General features: G+C 41.8%; 16 protein-coding genes. 3 read left to right on the top strand and 13 right to left on the bottom strand.

Going from position 1 to position 17,411, the window contains the following annotated elements; genetic code table 11:
- Positions 1-9: 9 nt before the first annotated feature.
- From CUR83_RS13215 to CUR83_RS13205, 3 genes are all read right to left on the bottom strand, one after another.
- Positions 10-603, bottom strand: coding sequence for a DsbE family thiol:disulfide interchange protein (locus tag CUR83_RS13215; protein ID WP_025643927.1), 594 nt, complete (start codon positions 601-603; stop codon positions 10-12).
- A 69-nt stretch (positions 604-672) separates the two neighbouring features.
- Entirely contained in the window at positions 673-2,721 is a 2,049-nt protein-coding gene (locus tag CUR83_RS13210; protein ID WP_284719853.1) for a heme lyase CcmF/NrfE family subunit, read from the bottom strand.
- A gap of 121 nt (positions 2,722-2,842) precedes the next feature.
- Positions 2,843-5,059, bottom strand: coding sequence for a heavy metal translocating P-type ATPase (locus CUR83_RS13205; protein ID WP_058025811.1), 2,217 nt, complete (start codon positions 5,057-5,059; stop codon positions 2,843-2,845).
- 142 nt (positions 5,060-5,201) lie between these two features.
- On the opposite strand from CUR83_RS13205, the gene cadR reads away from it, so the two are divergent.
- Positions 5,202-5,606 (top strand): Cd(II)/Pb(II)-responsive transcriptional regulator, encoded by a 405-nt coding sequence (cadR, locus tag CUR83_RS13200; protein WP_284719852.1) that lies wholly within the window; start codon positions 5,202-5,204, stop codon positions 5,604-5,606.
- 163 nt (positions 5,607-5,769) lie between these two features.
- On the opposite strand, the gene CUR83_RS13195 is transcribed toward cadR, so the two are convergent.
- Both CUR83_RS13195 and CUR83_RS13190 read right to left on the bottom strand, forming a co-directional pair.
- A complete protein-coding gene (locus CUR83_RS13195; protein ID WP_093071128.1) occupies positions 5,770-6,492 on the bottom strand; it encodes a CHAP domain-containing protein in 723 nt (240 codons plus the stop codon).
- A 796-nt stretch (positions 6,493-7,288) separates the two neighbouring features.
- The gene (locus tag CUR83_RS13190) at positions 7,289-7,933 is read right to left on the bottom strand and encodes a DUF411 domain-containing protein (protein WP_083499708.1); all 645 of its coding nucleotides are present in this window, start codon (positions 7,931-7,933) and stop codon (positions 7,289-7,291) included.
- 239 nt (positions 7,934-8,172) lie between these two features.
- Between CUR83_RS13190 and lnt the strand changes: the two genes are divergently transcribed.
- The gene (lnt, locus tag CUR83_RS13185) at positions 8,173-9,741 is read left to right on the top strand and encodes an apolipoprotein N-acyltransferase (protein WP_284719851.1); all 1,569 of its coding nucleotides are present in this window, start codon (positions 8,173-8,175) and stop codon (positions 9,739-9,741) included.
- A gap of 186 nt (positions 9,742-9,927) precedes the next feature.
- Here the strand turns inward: lnt and CUR83_RS13180 are convergent, their stop codons facing one another.
- The 4 genes from CUR83_RS13180 to CUR83_RS13165 form a co-directional block, all read right to left on the bottom strand.
- Positions 9,928-10,854 carry a cation diffusion facilitator family transporter gene (locus tag CUR83_RS13180; RefSeq protein ID WP_093071121.1) on the bottom strand — a complete coding sequence of 309 codons (927 nt, stop codon included), beginning with the start codon at positions 10,852-10,854 and terminating at the stop codon, positions 9,928-9,930.
- A gap of 245 nt (positions 10,855-11,099) precedes the next feature.
- A complete protein-coding gene (locus tag CUR83_RS13175) occupies positions 11,100-11,240 on the bottom strand; it encodes a hypothetical protein (protein ID WP_156410079.1) in 141 nt (46 codons plus the stop codon).
- 1,126 nt (positions 11,241-12,366) lie between these two features.
- Positions 12,367-13,335: a DNA-binding protein gene (locus tag CUR83_RS13170; protein WP_025652670.1), complete on the bottom strand. Its 969-nt coding sequence runs from the start codon at positions 13,333-13,335 to the stop codon at positions 12,367-12,369.
- Positions 13,336-13,463: 128 nt separating this feature from the next.
- The gene (locus CUR83_RS13165) at positions 13,464-13,592 is read right to left on the bottom strand and encodes a hypothetical protein (RefSeq protein ID WP_284719850.1); all 129 of its coding nucleotides are present in this window, start codon (positions 13,590-13,592) and stop codon (positions 13,464-13,466) included.
- A 266-nt stretch (positions 13,593-13,858) separates the two neighbouring features.
- Here CUR83_RS13165 and CUR83_RS13160 point away from each other — a divergent pair, with 266 nt between their 5' ends.
- Positions 13,859-14,935, top strand: coding sequence for an RNA-guided endonuclease InsQ/TnpB family protein (locus CUR83_RS13160; protein ID WP_101211256.1), 1,077 nt, complete (start codon positions 13,859-13,861; stop codon positions 14,933-14,935).
- A gap of 261 nt (positions 14,936-15,196) precedes the next feature.
- On the opposite strand, the gene CUR83_RS13155 is transcribed toward CUR83_RS13160, so the two are convergent.
- The 4 genes from CUR83_RS13155 to CUR83_RS13140 form a co-directional block, all read right to left on the bottom strand.
- The gene (locus CUR83_RS13155; protein ID WP_025652646.1) at positions 15,197-15,451 is read right to left on the bottom strand and encodes a Txe/YoeB family addiction module toxin; all 255 of its coding nucleotides are present in this window, start codon (positions 15,449-15,451) and stop codon (positions 15,197-15,199) included.
- Positions 15,448-15,738, bottom strand: coding sequence for a type II toxin-antitoxin system Phd/YefM family antitoxin (locus CUR83_RS13150; RefSeq protein WP_025652647.1), 291 nt, complete (start codon positions 15,736-15,738; stop codon positions 15,448-15,450). Before CUR83_RS13150 ends, CUR83_RS13155 begins: the two co-directional genes overlap by 4 nt.
- 92 nt (positions 15,739-15,830) lie before the next feature.
- Entirely contained in the window at positions 15,831-16,064 is a 234-nt protein-coding gene (locus tag CUR83_RS13145) for a type II toxin-antitoxin system RelB/DinJ family antitoxin (RefSeq protein WP_025652648.1), read from the bottom strand.
- Positions 16,065-16,144: 80 nt separating this feature from the next.
- Positions 16,145-17,101 (bottom strand): replication initiation protein, encoded by a 957-nt coding sequence (locus CUR83_RS13140; protein WP_025652649.1) that lies wholly within the window; start codon positions 17,099-17,101, stop codon positions 16,145-16,147.
- Between the last annotated feature and the right edge of the window lie 310 nt (positions 17,102-17,411).

Here is a 17,411-nt window from a genome sequence, read left to right as displayed (position 1 = left end):
GAGTAACGTTCATTTGCACATCTCCTCAACCTGAATGAGATCAGGACTATCGTTGTTCTTATTAGCCTTATTAAGTACTGTCAGGCACGGCTTAACACGCTGTTGCCAATTGGCTTCATTAATCTCACCAACAATATGCTGACGAATGATGCCATCTCCATCCACAACAAAGGTTTCGGGCGCACCAGTTATGCCTAAGTCTAGAGCAAACTGACCCAATGAATCCTGAATAGACATAGAAAATGGATCACCGCCTCGGTTTAAGTAACTGAGCGCATTACCAATCTCATCCTTATAATTCACACCAACGATATCAACGCCGCGCTCTTCTAGTTGCATTAAAAACGGATGCTCAATAACGCAAGTTGGGCACCATGAGCCCCAAACATTAAGTAAAAACGGCTTATCCGGCAAATTATCATTGGTGATAGTACGGGTAGTATCTGCTAATAACGGCAGCTCAAAGGTAGGAACCGGACGCTCAAGAGCGGTATTGGTCACAATGTCTGTTGGTTTACCTAAGCGCATGTACAATATAACTACCAAACCAAAAAAGAGGATAAGCGGAATTAAGAACCATAGCTTCGTCTGCTTTTTTTTCATTGTCTTTGGGTTACGCTGCTTACTGTTTTGGCTATCTTTTTGCTCAGGAGTATTATTCGACATAGTCATTTATTTCTCCTTTAGTGTCGACATCGTCGATACTGAGATTGCCTGCTCAATAGCTACCTCATTGACTCCATAAGTAGCCAAACTACCAGTAACTAGCAACGGAGCTTTAATTTTTTTGATGCGGTATCGTTTATCAAGCATACTAATTAATCCACCTAGAGCCATGATAATTGCCCCTAACCAAATCCAGCGAATTAATGGTTTTACATAAATCCTTAATGCCCATTGGTTACTACCATCGGCAATAGGTTCGCCCAGTGCGACATAAACATCGCGCATAAGACTGGGGTCAATAGCAGCTTCAGTTGTTGGCATCGTGCTGATAATATAAGTACGCTTTTCTGGAGTCAGTTTCGCCACTTCACGACCGTCTTTGGATACCACCACTTGCGCTTGCGTTGCATCAAAGTTACTACCCTTTATTTCAAAAAATTCAGTTACTTCAAAATCGTAACCTTGAACATTGACTGTATCGCCAATACCCATTGCTACGTCACGCTCAATACTCAGGCTACTAGTAAAGGCTATGCCAATGACAGCAACCAATACGCCAATATGAGCAGTCTGTTGACCCCAGTAGCTTAAACGCAGCTTATTTAAGCCTTGCAAAAAGCTTGGTGCATTTTTGGTTTTGTCTTTGAAATCAACCACCATCCAGAACAGTACCCAAAAACTTACTGCTAGTGTTACACCAATATTAAGCATGGCAGATGGACTGACAAAGTAAGTGATGACTGCAGCTAATACTAGACTGCTTGCGGCAATGACCATACCAACGCCTAACAATGGACGCTTATCTTGTTTCCAGCGGATATTGGAGCCCATACCCATGGCAACCAGCAATAGCCATGTTAAAGGCACAAATAGCGCATTAAAGTACGGAGGACCTACCGATACCTGACCCAAGCTAAAGGCGTCGGCAATGATAGGATAGAGGGTACCAAGCAATACCACTAACGTTGCAATCAAAATGATGACGTTGTTAATGACTAAAAATGACTCACGCGAAACCAGTTGATACTGACTTTCAATCGTCAAACGCCAGCCACGCAGCGCAAACATCAGCAAACCACCACCGACGATGATGCCAAGAATAGCTAAGATAACCAAACCACGCGTCGGATCAGCGGCAAACGAATGCACTGAGGTAAGGACTCCAGAGCGTACCAGGAACGTGCCAAGCAAGCTTAAGGCAAAGGCGAAAATAGCCAGCATGATGGTCCATGCTTTAAACACCCCGCGCTTTTCAGTGACTGCTAATGAATGCAGCAATGCTAAGCCGACAAGCCAAGGCATAAACGAGGCGTTCTCTACCGGATCCCAAAACCACCAACCGCCCCAGCCAAGCTCGTAGTAGGCCCACCACGAGCCCAGTGCAATACCAATGGTCAAAAATCCCCAAGCCGCGAGCGCCCATGGACGTGACCAGCGTGTCCAAGCAGCATCTAAACGCCCTTCCCACAATGCCGCCATACAAAATGCAAAAGGCACTACCATACCCACATAGCCCATATATAACATGGGCGGATGAATAATCAGACCGAAATCTTGTAGGACAGGATTTAAATCAGCGCCATCGACCGCTAGATTGGGTAAGGTACGCTCAAACGGTGACGAGGTAAATATCAGCATTGTTAGCATCATTAACTGTACACCGGCCAAAATAACTAATACCCGCGCACGCATTGATAACGGCAAGCCGCGACTAAAGTATGATACCAGTGCACACCATGTGGCCATGATGGTCATCCATAGCAGCAAAGAGCCCTCGTGTCCGCCCCATGTCGCCGATAACTTATAGTACCAAGGCAACAGCGTATTAGAATACTGCGCGACGTAACTGAGGCTAAAATCATTATAATAAAAACCTGTTATCAAAGCGCCAAATGACGTTATCATGGCGGCAAACTGTGCCCAAGCTAGGCTAGGGGCTAGTCGTTGCCAAGCAACTTGGTTACGAATAACACCAATAGTTGGCAGAATTACCTGCAATAACGCCAGTACAAAAGCGGTAAGCAAGGCAAAATAGCCCAATTCTGTAATCAACATACGGTCTAACCTTATTTACTCTAATGCGGTTGCAGTTTACTGTGGCGGTGGAATTTTTATTATTAGAACCCACCCCCGAAATCTGCTGCTATCTCTAGTTTTTAATTGATTTCGAAGGGTTTTATTTAACTACTTTAGGCGGAGTTACCAGTGGAGGCGCGCCTTTAAAGCGCAGTAAACGTAACGCATTGAGAGTAACGAGCACTGTTGCTCCAGCATCAGCTAGAACCGCAATCCATAGTCCAGTAATGCCGAATACGGTCGTGATCAGAAAGACGCCTTTGAGACCTAAAGCGAAAATGACGTTCTGATGAATGTTGCGCATGGTGGCACGCGAAAGTGCAATCAGATGGGCCATGTCTGTAACACGACTTTTTAATAATGCGATATCGGCCGTCTCAATGGCCACATCGGTACCACCACCCATCGCGATGCCAACATCAGCGGTTGCTAGTGCTGGCGCATCGTTAATACCATCACCCACCATCGCTATTTTGCTGTTATTCTTCATCTCGTTAAGCAAGCGCAGTTTGTCCTCAGGCAACAGCTCAGCTTCCCATTCCACGTCTAAATTACTGGCAAGTGCTTGAGCGGTTAAGCGGTTGTCGCCTGTTAGCATGACGGAGCGCACACCCATCGCTTTAAGTTGAGCCACACCTTCATGAGCGTCGTCTCGTAACTCGTCTCTTAGTGCGACCAATCCAAGCACTTCTCGACTTTGCTCATCGAAAAGAACTGAGACGGTCTTGCCCTCATTTTGCAGCGCCTCGATTTGTGCCTGTTGCTCGGCTGAAATTGATGCCTCATCTGCGGCATAAACAGGCGAACCGATAGCTAGCGCGCGCCCAGCGATAGTTGCGTGTACCGCTTTACCCGCAGTAGCAGAAGCTTTAGAAGCCACAGGTATGACAACTTTGGCGGCTTTGGCATGACTGACAATAGCTTCAGCAAGCGGGTGACTAGAACCTGTCTCCACACTGGCAAAGAGCGCCAATACCTTATCTTTACCTTGAGAACCCTGATCCTGAGAATCCTGACCTTGAACACTTGAATACTCTTGTGTAATGTCAACAACATCGGTCACGCGTGGTTTGCCTTCAGTTAAAGTGCCTGTCTTGTCAAAAGCGACTGTCTTCACTTGGCCGATGGTTTCTAAAGCACTACCGCCCTTGATCAGCAAGCCGCGGCGCGCACCGACCGCTAGACCAGAGGCGATAGCAGCTGGTGTTGAGAGCACAAGAGCACAAGGACAAGCGATCAATAATAAGGCTAGACCTCGATATAACCAAGTTGACCAATCTCCGCCCATGGTTAACGGTGGGACGATGATAATTAGGGCGGCAATAGCCATCACAGCCGGTGTATAGTAACGACTGAATTTCTCAATAAAACGGGCAGTGGGTGCTTTGGAAGCTTGCGCTTGCTCTACCAAATCAATAATGCGCGAAATAGTGTTATCGGCGGCTGTCTTTTCTACGCGCACTTGGAGCACACCATCGATGTTAATTGACCCTGCAAATACATTGTCACCCATCGTCTTGGCAACAGGAACAGACTCTCCCGTCACGGGCGAATCATCAAGGCTGGACGCACCTTGAACAATGGAACCATCAGCAGATACCCTATCTCCAGGACGCACCAGCACAAGGTCATTCACTTGTAGTGAAGTCGCTGGAACGTTACGCTGCCCACCTTGAGCATCAAGTAAAATCGCACTTTTCGGAACCAGCGATGATAAGGCTCTGATGCCAGCGCGAGCGCGATCAGCAGCGATACTCTCAAACAGTTCACCGATTGAGAACAAAAAGACAACCGCTGCGGCCTCTTCAGCTTCACCAATGATAAGTGCGCCAAGCACGGCGACGGACATCAGCGTTTCAATTGAAAAGAATGAACCTGTTTTAGCCAGTGCTAAGGCTTTGCGTGCAAATGGAAAAACGCCTACAATCACAGCGATGGCAAACACCCATATCCCATAAGCGGGGAACAGTAGTGACAGTGCATAAGCGCTGCCCATCAAAATACCGAGACCAACAACCTGTTTGCCTTTTTGAGTTTGCCACCACCGCTTATCCTGCGGAGCCATCTGATTGTCGCTGTCAATATCAATAGCCGATACAGTTTGTTGACCAGTATTGGCAGATATACCGAACCCTAGGCTTTTGATTGTTTTTTCGATATCACTAGCCTGAGTCGGCGCACCAGGGGCTAAATTTAGCTCTAGCGTTTCTGTAGCGAAATTCAGCTGAACATCAGAAACCCCAGGCATACGTTTCAAAGCTGTTTCAATCTTGCCGATGCAACTGGCACAGTCCATACCTTCAATATGATATTTCATAATAATTTACCCTTTGAATAATGATATTATGAACCCTATAGTGGCTTTAGAGTCAAGGTTATTTATCTACAGTTTCGTAATTTTAATTTCTCTAGCGCTAGTCTTTACAGCCACTTTAATTATTTAAATCATAGAGGTTGTTATGACAATCAAAATTGGTGAGCTCGCTAAACGCACAGGTGCCACAGTAGAAACCATTCGCTATTATGAAAAAGAGCGTTTATTACCCGAGCCTTTTCGTAGCGAAGGGAATTATCGTTTATATAATGAAGAGCACATTGAGCGTCTACAATTTATCCTACATTGCCGTACGCTCGATATGGCTTTAGATGATGTGCGAATCTTACTTGAATACTGGGAGTCGCCTGACAAGGACTGCGGCGATGTGAATAACTTGCTAGATGAGCACATTCATGCTGTGGAAATACGAATGGAAGAACTGATGCACTTAAAGCATCACTTGACCGTTTTGCGCCAGAAATGTGCAGGTAGTGCACAAGCGGTATCATGTGGCATCATGTGGCATCTTAAACGCGCTTGCCGATAATTCTTGTAATGAGTAATGATATCAGTAGTGTTCATTTCTGACGGATCAAATCATGAAAGGTTAAATACGCCCTGATGTTAAGCACAAAAAAACCCAGCAATGATAGTAAGATCACTACTGGGTTGGAGGAAATAACAACTATGTTGTGCTGACTTAGAAAGTCTTATTTATCATTCATAGCAAGGTAGATATTACGATCTGATGCGGATGCGTCATCCACATATTTTGAATCACGCCATGTCGTATAAGCATAGACACCACTGTATGGGCTGATGCTGTTCTGACGGAAATCAGAAATCCAATTTGTACCATCGAAAATTTGAATATGGCCATGTGGACGCTTTGATGAGCGATCATAGACAATAACATCACCTACTTGGGTTGGCATATCATTACTGATTTTGCTAAAACCTGCTTTCTCAAGTGTGCCACGAGTAGCGTACTGATAGGCTGAAGGATTTGGAGTGAACTCATAACCAGCTGATTGTAGTGCTTTACGTACGTAACGGGCACAGTATCCAGAGCTGCTAGATAGAGCCACTTTTGAGGCGCGAGCAGCAGCGATAGCGGGTGCTGAATTGCTATCAGGAACCTTATTGACTTGCTGCTGTTGTTTTTCAGCGTATAAGCGGCTGTTTAATGATGAAAGCTGATTCTCTTTTTGCTTGGCCTGCGCACTTAGGTTGCTAATTGCTTGACTAATTTCATCATTATTAGAAACATAAGCACCACTTTTGGTGCTATAGATGTTTTTTGATGAACCGTAGTTTGATGCCACAGAAGTATTGGTGATGGTATTATTTGTTTGAGAGATTGTGATAGCAGCACCACTCGTTTGTGCTATGCCCATACCCAGTACTGACAAAATCAATAAAGCCTGTTTCATAAATCTAATACCTACGGTTAATTCAAAATCGTCTGTTATCAACAACAGCGCAGTCAATTAAATCTCAATAACTCAAGTATATATATGTCATAGTGACTGATACTTCTGCTGCATATTATTCATATAAAAAATGATTATTGGCGATCACAGCTCATTGAAGTCTTACGAAGCTGTTACAAATCAAGCTGCTGACCAAAACACAAAGCCGACTTTAGCATAGGTTGTTTAGCCTGTCATTCCCCTTAAAAACCCCAAAAATACTTTTTTGATGTCGAAAAAATTGCTAATATCCCACATTTTACAATGTAAGTTTGTGTAACATGTACAGAATATAGCTGACTAGATTGACCACAATTTCTACTGTTTTATAAGCAAAAAAACGTCTGAGGGTTAAATCTATAATTTAGATTTAACCCTCAGACGTTTTTCTATTGGATGAAGTAATTACCCTATATAGGGTCTAACTAATTATTAAGATAATATAATAATTTATAATATTAATATAGATGTTAATTCCCTACTGGCTTATGTAATATTACGTAATTGTTTCGATACATCCTGTATATTCTTGTATTAACCCTTAATTATTTATCTATTTTAAGGGTTAATAACCGATAAATCCGCTTACATTGTCATCAAAAGTTACAAATTCAAAGTTATTTTTGCTTTTAAAGTCGCAATAGCTAATGATTTTTTTGATGAAGAATCATTTTATAAGCAATAGAACAGTCTTATACCTGCCTCATTTACTTTTAACGCTAACACTATAATCAAAGTATTCTTAACTGCTAACACACTATAATTGCTGCTCTACCGATTCAATATCAGCATAAACTTGGGTCGTCCCGTCTTTATTGAGCTGCATAACCTGATAGGGCATGAATTTATTTTGATACTCCATACCTGGGCTACCAACAGGCATGCCAGGTACGGCAAGACCCATAGCTTGTACTGGCGGATTTTCTAAAAACTGCGCCATATATTTAGCGGGTACATGACCTTCAAAGACGTAACCATCAGTAGTGACTACAGTATGGCAAGAACGCATTTCATTTGGAACGCTGTAGCGCTCTTTAAATACGGCTAAGTCCGCAACATCTTGCGCGGTTGCACTTAGACCATTATCTTCTGCATGACTTATCCATTCTTTACAGCAGCCGCAATTGGCATCTTTATAGACAGTGGCTGAGACGTTTTTTAGTAGGTCTGGTTTACTTACTGATGTCATCATAGGAGTATTTATAACGTTTGGTTCAGCTGTCTTTGGAACAGCCAAAACATCTTCAGTTGATGCCGATGTTGTGCTTGCATCAGATACGCCACTACTCGGTTGGCTACAAGCAAATAGTGATGAGGCGGCAAGTAATACTAACGTACTACGCAACCCCTTAGACAGATAACGATTGAATATAAGACTGGATTTTATTTTTAAGGGGGTCATAGTGCTCTCTCATGTACTGTAGATATTGTGAGCTATAGAAGGTCAAGTAACACTTCATATCGTTTGGTAATGTAGCATAATAACCCATCAAACGGAGTACGTAAATTTATCCATTGAGCAGTGCGGACTGGTATCATAAGCAGTTTTCATTTTGAAATGCTGCCTGTAGTATTAACAGGTCTATCCGAGTTTTGGATTTTGACTAAAAATTCAAAACTCATAATTTTGGATAATTTGCGATGCGCCTGTCTACTATTAATCTACAAAAGCGTTTGAGTACTCACTTAAATCAATTACCGCTATCGCTTACGCTAGTAGCAGCATGGCTTGCAGGGGCTATTTTTTTATTTTCGCTAGCGCCTTATGGGTTTTGGCCGCTAGCAATAGTATCACCAGCGATTTTATATGCGCTGTTGGTGACAAGTATGAGTGGTCGTCGCGCTTTTATTATCGGTGAAGCTTACGGTATGGGGCTATGGTGCGTCGGCGGCTTTTGGCTCTATACTGCTATCCATGATTATAGCGATACACCAACGTGGCTCGCATTGATTATGATTGCATTGATGGGTCTCGGTATGGGACTGTTTCATGGATTGTTAGCACTAGTCTTTAACCGTATGGTAGGCAAACAACCCTTTTCATTTGCTGCTCTTTGGGTGCTACAAGAATGGTTAAAAACTTGGTTATTCACAGGCTTTCCGTGGCTGTTTGTTGGTTATGCATTTACTGAAGAGTATTGGTTATCGTCCTTAGCACCCGTTGCTGGTGTTTTTTCCGTCTCTTTTGTTGCCATACTATTGGCTGCAAGTTTAGTAGAGCTACTGCTTCGGCGCAGTAGTTATGCCATCGTTTCTGTACTGTTATTAGCCATTAGCACATCATTATGGCTGGTCAATCCGCAATGGACAAAACCTAAGGGCACACCTGATCTGTCAGTGTCATTGATTCAAGGTAATATTTCACAAGATATAAAGTGGCTGACTAAGTATCAAGTAGAAACGCTAAAGATTTATGCGAAGTTAACACGCACTGAGTGGGGACGTGATGTGGTGGTGTGGCCTGAATCATCTATTCCTATGTTTCAGGATGAGGCTGCGGGCTTTATTAGTGAAATGATAGAAATGGCTAATGCGACCAATACGACATGGATAACTGGTATCCCTTATAAGGATAAAGCGGCATTCAATGCCAGTACGGATAAGTATCCCCCATTTTACAATAGCGTGATTGCTCGAGGTGTAGAAGCGGAAGGCCTATACAAGAAGCAGCGTCTAGTGCCTTTTGGAGAGTATATTCCATTTGAAGGCGTGCTCGATATTTTCCCAAGTTTGGCCGGTAGTCAGGATATTAAGAGCTATAGTCGTGGTAGTGATCAGCAGTCACCTCTAAAGGTGCGTGGACACAATATAGGGACGGCTATCTGTTATGAGGTAGCTTATCCAGATACCACGCGTAAAAATGCCATCGATACTGAATTTTTGTTGACCGTCTCTAACGATGCCTGGTTTGGCACTTCAGCAGGACCATTGCAACATTTGCAAATGGTACAAATGCGCGCGCTTGAGAACGGGCGCTGGTTTATTCGAGCGACCAATACTGGTGTTACCGCTATCATTAACCATAAAGGTCGTATTGTAAAACGCGCACCGCAGTTTGAGCGTACTGTACTACGTGGTGAGATACAGGCACGGGTTGGTAACACGCCCTTTATGCTTATGGGAAATTATCCTATCTTGATAATAATAACCCTGTTATTACTAATAAGCTATTTTGGCAAAGGTCTAACCACACTTAGAAGACGAGGGTAATAGTAAACTTAATCATAATAATTTAATCAGCGTAAGTTTTTTATTTTTTCTAGGTAACGTCCTAACGCACGTAAATATAAAAGTTTTAAACTATTGATCACATAAGAACTGATTGAAAAAATTATGTTGACATAAGGCACGCGCCTCATACTTAAAAAGAGATAGCTATATACGGTCTATCATCTTTTAGTTGATACTTTCATTTAATGCACGCGATTTTTGATTGTCATCTGCCTTAGTACCAAATTCAATAGTTGCATGTTGTATATTCTGATGCGCCAAATCTTCCTTGATGTTTTCTTTCATAGTAATAGTCTCTTCAAACGTTATATCGGTCTTCGGTACAATATGAACTGTAAGAGCATTCTCAGTGGTACTCAAAGCCCAGATATGTAAATGATGAAAGTTTTGAATAAAATTATAGCTCTCTAAGATAGCAGTGATTTTACTGAGATCAACATTTTGAGGTACTCCGTCGATAGCAAGCTTGATACTCTCTTTTAGTAGACCCCAAGTCGATAACAGTATAACGACTGAAATAATCAAGCTAACTAGAGGATCAACGATATTCCAACTTGTATAGTAAATAATAATGCCCGAGATAACGACACCTAAAGAGACCAATGCATCTACCATTAGATGCAAGAAAGCACCTTTGATATTAATATCGTCTTTTTGACCTTTGTAGAATGCAAAAGCAGAAACAGTATTTATAAATACACCTATTAGAGCTGTAATAATAATAACTTTTCCTGCAACTTCCGGTATCGTATCAAATCGACCCAAGGCCTCATACGCAATACCTATAACGATTGTAACTAACAATATGGCGTTAATAAGAGACGCCATTATAGAAGCTTTTTTGTAGCCATAGGTATAAAGCGTAGTAGATGCTTTCTGTGCTAATTTCATTCCAATTAACGAGATTATTAAACTGGCAACATCACTTAAGTTGTGGCTAGCGTCTGCGATTAAAGCTAATGAATTAGTTGAATAGCCCACTATAAACTCGATGAGCGTAAATGCAGAATTTAGACCAATCCCAATATAAAAAGCTTTATTCATATTTTTAGGGTCTGGAGCTTGATGACTGTGGTTATCTGAATTACTCATAATTTACCCTTGTTTAGGTTGCTGCATTTTATTAAAGGTAGAAAATAAGTTTATTGCATATTTTCTATATTGCACAGTCAATATTGCTCTAATACCGTAGACCCACTTATTTTTATCAATAAACTGAGCCACAACTTGATTGTGTGTCCTATCTCTCCTTGGGCGAAAAAAGCGGATTTTACTGTAATCTAACTGGCTTACGTAAGCTTCTTGTTCTCATGTTCAAGCTCTTTAGTATGTGTAGCTTAGTCTTGAATGTTGGTTAGTATAGTTTCATTAGTGTGCTTTTTATGACATGACCACATAAAGGTGTAATCGTTTAATGCTTCAATCAGCATACGAACGGCGCGTTCTTTAATCTCAGGAGTGTAGGTTTGTCTTTTCATTATCGTATTCTCTCAGAAAGATGATTTACCGCTTCTTAACAGCGCGTGTAAAACCTTGCATCTGACGACTAAGCCGGTCTTCATAGTAAACTATCCCAGTATTGTCAGAAACTTAACGTCTTGTGAGGATGTACTAAGTGCTAACTTCAAAATGGTTGAAATACCTACGCTAAATGACGACAAAAAAAGCCTAAGCAATCTAATGAAAAAGTAGATAATAAAAACCCAATCTACATGACAAACAAAAAAATGCCTCTGGGAGTTGACTCCCAGAGGCATTTAGTTTTAAATATAGCTAACGGTTACAGCGTGTTGACGCACACTGTAACGAACAAATAAGCACCTGAACTGCGTTATTTGAACAGCATTAAATGCCCGTGTAGGTGCATTTTATCCAAAATTTGCTTTCATATCAACTTTATTCACTATACATTTTAAAAACCGCTTGTTCGCTCGTTACATCCTCGTGCTGCTCTCTTTATAACCGTTACCCGTCAAATGGGTGGCAGGCTAAGGCGACGACTGCGTTTGACAGAAGGGTAAAGCTCTCGACAGGGGGTTCTAGACATATTGAGCAACGCAATGAGTGGTTATTTGTGCATATCGTAGCGGTATATTGGGTGTATTGCCCTTGCTAGCGTATGACAGCACAGTAGCGGTTAAGAGCGTGTCTAGGCGGTGCTATCAGCCGTAATCTTAACAACCGTAGCTTGATACAGTGATACGGTCTTGATGACGCGATGGGCGATGAAGTCGGCATGACTAATCACATCAAATCCAAGGAATGCACTAAAGTGTTTGTGAGTATGCTAGAAAATACTCATAGATGCTTTAGGGTGAGTGTTCCTTGAAATCTGCTCAAGGCTCCAAAATCAGCATCGGAACTTACTTAGGCTAATTTAAATAGTATATAGCCCACTAGGCTATATACTATAAGACTTCAGAGAAAAATTTAGAATAGTTCTTATACAACAGTCATTTATTCAGTGAGTCGATATTGTCATGGTTGATTCATAAGCTTAGTGTGAATAGAACGAGATCTATGCCTTGGGTAAACTACCTCCCAAACTTATAACTGTTCTTTATCTTGAAATCCTAATTAAACTGAAACCTCGAATACTTTTATTTAGTCAGCATCCAAAGTATTATCTTTGTTTTGAATAAGTATTAGAGCATCTTGTGCTTTCTTAAGTTGATCTTGTAACAGAGTCACTTGTTCCTGCTTTGATAAATGACGGCTTGATAGCTCGCTATATTGTTTATTCAATACGCTATGCTCGGCTTCAAGCTTAGCCTGAGTTTGAGTCAGCTGATTATTAAGTCCTGATAGCTTGTCACGTTCAGCGGTGACTGCCTTTAACTCTCCTTTGATCTCTGCGGTAGCCGTTTGTATATCATTCCGCTCAGTGGTGACTGCCTTTAGCTCTGACTTAGTATTTTTAAGTTCAATCTTTAAACGTGCAATCTCTGCCTTATCACTATCAGCTGTGGCTTTAAGCGTGGCTACCTCACCAAGACTGCTAGTCAGCTCTATAGATTGCTTATCTAATGCATTACTCACCTCTGCAAGCTGTGATTGCGCGGTCTTAGCCTTAGTGCGTTCAAGCTCTAATTCATGCCTAGTATCTAATAGCGTCTGTTTGGTAGCGTCATGGTCAGCTGTGGCTTGCTGTGCGCTTTTAGTTGCTGTTTCCGCAGTGCCGGTCACCTCGTCCAGTTGCTGTAGTAAATCCGCTTGTTCCCCCTCCAAGGTCTTAACCGCTTCTTGCGCTTCGTCCATCTCTGCTTGTGCCTTGATCTTAACCACCTCTAAAGCTTCACGCTCTTTAGACAATCTATCATTAGCCATATCAATAGCCGTCTGCCACATATCAGCCCCAAGCGTGTGCAAGCGTTCTGTGATACCACTAGGTAAGTCTACTTGCTGTAGCTCTTGCTCTTCTTGCTGTTCTCGCTTCCAGCTTTGCATAGCATCACTGATAGTCGTGAATGATCCACCGCCTAGCGCCTTACGCACCTCTGCCAGTGTCGGCTTAACCCCTTGCTCTTGTAATTGGTCTGCTGCTGCATGAATATCTTGTATCGTGAGTGCCATGATTTTGTATCCCTTAATAGTATATTGTAGTATGTTGTATATAATATACTACAATATACAACATACTACAATATAGAATGTAAAAAAACCCCAAGTAATCTTGAGGTCATGTGCTTGTTATTTAATGCCTAGTGATCGGTTAGGTATTCTTCTAGGGCATCGTTGATCATGTCTTGATAGTTACCGCCTGTTTGCTTAGCTCTGTCCTTGAATTTGGTAAGGATACTTGGGCTAATGACACTGGTTTCCGTAGACAACGCTTGAGATTTGATACTGCCACGGATCGCGCCTGACCAGTCGGTGACTTCTGGAATGTCCGATAAATCAATGTCGTCATCGCTAAGCGTGGCTAGATGCTCTGAGTCTGCTTGCTGCTTAGCAGTTAGTGGCGGTAATTCGTCTATTTTATCATCTAACGCCGTAAAACCACGTCCTTCTAGGGCGTGGATATCAGGCGTCAGTCGTTGTCGCCCAGTATGGCGAACCCCTTGATACCCAACTGCATTGAGATCATAATTACTCCATGAAAACGCTCAAACTACGCATCAAAGACAAACACGCCACTCAGCTCAATATCTTAGCTGGGGCAGTCAACTTTGTCTGGAACTACGTCAATGAGCTAAGTTTTAAACATTTACAGCGCACGGGCAAATTCTTTTCAGCCTATGACTTGGCCGCTTATACTAAAGGGGCGGGTGAATACCTGAATCTGCACAGTCAAACCTTGCAAGCGATCAGTGAGGTTCACGCTAAATCCCGTAAACAGTTTAAAAAAGCCAAACTCAACTGGCGTACCAATAACCCAAAAGCCAAGAGAAGAAGCTTGGGCTGGATTCCGTTTAAAAAGACCGCCATTAAGCACCTAACAACCCGTCAGTCAGGCAAGAAAAGCCTTAAATCTACTATTCAGCTAAGCCTCGCTAAAGGCAAAAAGCTGATCATTGATTTGTGGGATAGCTATAACCTCTCGCTCTATACCATCAATACTTGTGAGCTGGTACAAGATGCACGAGGTCACTGGTACGCCTGTATCACCGTCAAAGAATTTCCAAAAACAGTTTGTGGTACGGGCCAAGTCGGTATTGATTTAGGCTGTAAAGATGCCGCAGTCAGTAGTGAGGGTGATCAGCTACAAATCAAAGTCACCCATCAATACGCAGAAAAACTGGCCATCGCTCAACGTGCCAAAAACAAAAAACGGGTTAAGGTCATTCATGCCAAGATTAAAAACACCCGCCAAGATCTGATTCATAAATTCACATCAAAGCTTGTCAAAGCCAACAGCTTAATCGTTGTTGGTAAAATCAAATCAAACTCATTCACTTCATCCAAACTGGCCAAATCCGTCTATGATGCTGGTTGGTTTGAGATTAAGCGGCAACTGGATTATAAATGCGCGAACGCAGGTTGCCACTATATCGAAGTCAATGAAGCGTACACCACCCAAACCTGCTCGTGTTGCGGCTCTCGCCAAGACAGTCCGAAAGGTAGAGAAGGTCTTGGTATAAGAGCATGGTTTTGTCGTTCTTGTAAAACGACCCATAACAGAGATGTTAATGGAGCAAAAAACATTCTCGCGGTCGGGCTTGGCCGTCTTTAGTAGGAATCCCCGTTCCTTTAGGTCGGGGAGGAAGTCAATCTGTGGTAACGTGATCAGAGGTATAGTCATTATTAGCAATTATATGGCGTCGTATGACCACATAAGGTTTGTTATCGAATGTTTAGGTCGAAAATACTAACCAATATATTTAGACGTCTCTACAGAGCTTTCTCGTTCGTTTTAGGACACATAGCCAGAATGGAAAATAAAAAAGTGCCTGATTCTTAGGATCAAGCACTTTTGTGAACTAACACTGTTTACTTAATAATGATATCGGCACTGAACGATGATAATGGCATCATCTTGAACCTCATAAACCAGTCTATGCTCTTGATCAATGCGACGCGACCAATAGCCTGCCAGATCGTGTTTGAGTGGTTCAGGTTTACCAATACCCTCAAATGGGTCACGTTTGATGGCTTTAATCAGCTTACTTATTTGCTTGACCTTCTCTTTGCTGGTTTTTTGCCAGTATTCGTAGTCCTCCCACGCATCCTGTGTCCAAGATAAGATCAAGCGTCCACCTCATCATCACAAGTCAATAATGCGTCATCCGTATTGATGTCATGCTCGATTAAACGACCCGCCTTAGCATCGGCTATAGAGCGTCTGAGGCGCTTGGCATTAGTGGGGCTTTTTAGCAGATGAAGCGTTTCCTCATATGAATTAAACTCTTCTAAACTCATGAGTACCGCAGGTTTGGCGTTTTGTCTAGTAATCACGATCGGCGATTTGTCGGTATCTACCTTATCGATATATTTGGCTAGGCCCTTTCTAAAATCAGTGTAGTTCACAACATCCATAACGATTACTCCGTGTTTGGTCATCTTTATTTGTATGACTGATATTATATACCATATCTGTACTTATATCTGTACAGATATTTTACACTGATTTATTTATGGCGCTGGCCGCTCAATCCGTAATCACCCGCAGAAGTTTGTGGCGGCGTATTAAGATTAGAGGGTTTTTGATAATCAAAGGATAACGGCACGGTATTGGTTTGCGCCACTTGAGTTAAGAACAATTTGATTGCTTGAGACGGCGTTAATCCATAGCTTTCAAACACGGCAAAGGCGCTATCCTTGAGCTCTTGATCGAGCCTGATATTATAATTGGTTGTCGTCATGGCATTACAAATGGCTTATATATGTACGTACAATATAAACCATTTGTAATGCCAAAACTACTAAGCATGCTTTTTTCATATTATGATTTCTGCTTAGGGAACGTATAGCCTATCGCCAGTAAGTGCTTTTTGTGGGTCTTTAAAAAAGCTTCATCTCTTAATTGAGTGTGTAACCAGCTGATCACTTCTTGGGTACTTTTTCCTGAAGGCGCATAGCTACCAAATGGGGCATAGTTAGCCAATAGAGGCGCAAAACGGTCGATCTGTTTGACGGTTAAGGATGGTATATCTCTATTCTCATTATTCTGATTTAAGTCCTCCAGACTTTTTTTCTTGGTGGGCTTAGCTTTGACATTAAATTTTAGTCCTGTGACGGTACGACCACGTTTAACGTTTTCATAGGTGATTTTAATATCTGACTTTTCTGTTATTTCTTCAACGCTTGGGTTGATGACTCGACTTTTTAGGTTGTTAATACGTTCGTAAGATTTAGAAAGAGCTAGCTCCTCTCTAATTTCTTCAAGTGACATTGTCCACGAGCTCATTGCCTCATGTTTTTTGGCCAGATGGTATATATCTATTGAATATTCACCCTTCAGTTTAAGTACATCTTCTTTTTTATATTTAGTGAATGGATTATTTTCATCAAAAACCTTCAACATCAGTAGCACTTCATCTGTAAAACATAGAGACACATAGCCATCTTCATATATTGATCTGATGACCCACTGTACATTGACACGGCTACCGCGTTCATTTCTATAGCTAAAAAATCGCCTCATCATCGTTTCACTAGCATCTTTTAATTGAGTATAAGCAGAATCCACTTGAATGTTGCAAGCCTCTGCAAATGCTTTCGCGGTTATCTCTATAGTGTCTTTTTCAGTGGCATCTATCAAACGCACTACTGAACTAGCAAGCAACAGCAACCGTTTTTCATCAAGTGTCATTTCATAAAACGCTTGTAGAATACGATTTTGCATAACAACCCAATTTGCAGGGTATTTCTTCTCATATAAACCAACTTGGTTAGTCATATCTACGCCTTAATGCTCAAATCTATCTAATTGTAGCATAATACCTGCTGATTGTAGCTTTTAACCTAGCTGATTGTAGCATTAACCTAGCTGATTGTAGCATTAACCTAGCTGATTGTAGCTTTATAGATCTTGAAGCCCTTAATTGGTAAGGTCTGAGAGCGTCCTAAAAGTCTTTAAAAGTCTTTAAAAGTAAAAAATATGTTTTTATATTAAATAATAGGAAAAAAACCAAAAAACCGACGGATTTAAGATGATAATTTGATCGACCAATCACTTATAAAACTTATCAGTAGCTCAGAATGCAATT

Source organism: Psychrobacter pocilloporae (assembly GCF_029872915.1).
In the GTDB taxonomy this organism is placed as follows: Bacteria; Pseudomonadota; Gammaproteobacteria; order Pseudomonadales; family Moraxellaceae; genus Psychrobacter; species Psychrobacter pacificensis.
This window is presented reverse-complemented; position numbering and strand designations above follow the sequence as displayed.

Excerpts from the sequence above, each read along its gene's own strand:
- CUR83_RS13215 (WP_025643927.1), bottom strand. The coding sequence starts at position 603 with ATGAAAAAAAAGCAGACGAAGCTATGGTTCTTAATTCCGCTTATCCTC.
- CUR83_RS13210 (WP_284719853.1), bottom strand. The coding sequence starts at position 2,721 with ATGTTGATTACAGAATTGGGCTATTTTGCCTTGCTTACCGCTTTTGTA.
- CUR83_RS13205 (WP_058025811.1), bottom strand. The coding sequence starts at position 5,059 with ATGAAATATCATATTGAAGGTATGGACTGTGCCAGTTGCATCGGCAAG.
- cadR (WP_284719852.1), top strand. The coding sequence starts at position 5,202 with ATGACAATCAAAATTGGTGAGCTCGCTAAACGCACAGGTGCCACAGTA.
- CUR83_RS13195 (WP_093071128.1), bottom strand. The coding sequence starts at position 6,492 with ATGAAACAGGCTTTATTGATTTTGTCAGTACTGGGTATGGGCATAGCA.
- CUR83_RS13190 (WP_083499708.1), bottom strand. The coding sequence starts at position 7,933 with ATGACCCCCTTAAAAATAAAATCCAGTCTTATATTCAATCGTTATCTG.
- lnt (WP_284719851.1), top strand. The coding sequence starts at position 8,173 with ATGCGCCTGTCTACTATTAATCTACAAAAGCGTTTGAGTACTCACTTA.
- CUR83_RS13180 (WP_093071121.1), bottom strand. The coding sequence starts at position 10,854 with ATGAGTAATTCAGATAACCACAGTCATCAAGCTCCAGACCCTAAAAAT.
- CUR83_RS13175 (WP_156410079.1), bottom strand. The coding sequence starts at position 11,240 with ATGAAAAGACAAACCTACACTCCTGAGATTAAAGAACGCGCCGTTCGT.
- CUR83_RS13170 (WP_025652670.1), bottom strand. The coding sequence starts at position 13,335 with ATGGCACTCACGATACAAGATATTCATGCAGCAGCAGACCAATTACAA.
- CUR83_RS13160 (WP_101211256.1), top strand. The coding sequence starts at position 13,859 with ATGAAAACGCTCAAACTACGCATCAAAGACAAACACGCCACTCAGCTC.
- CUR83_RS13150 (WP_025652647.1), bottom strand. The coding sequence starts at position 15,738 with ATGGATGTTGTGAACTACACTGATTTTAGAAAGGGCCTAGCCAAATAT.
- CUR83_RS13145 (WP_025652648.1), bottom strand. The coding sequence starts at position 16,064 with ATGACGACAACCAATTATAATATCAGGCTCGATCAAGAGCTCAAGGAT.
- CUR83_RS13140 (WP_025652649.1), bottom strand. The coding sequence starts at position 17,101 with ATGACTAACCAAGTTGGTTTATATGAGAAGAAATACCCTGCAAATTGG.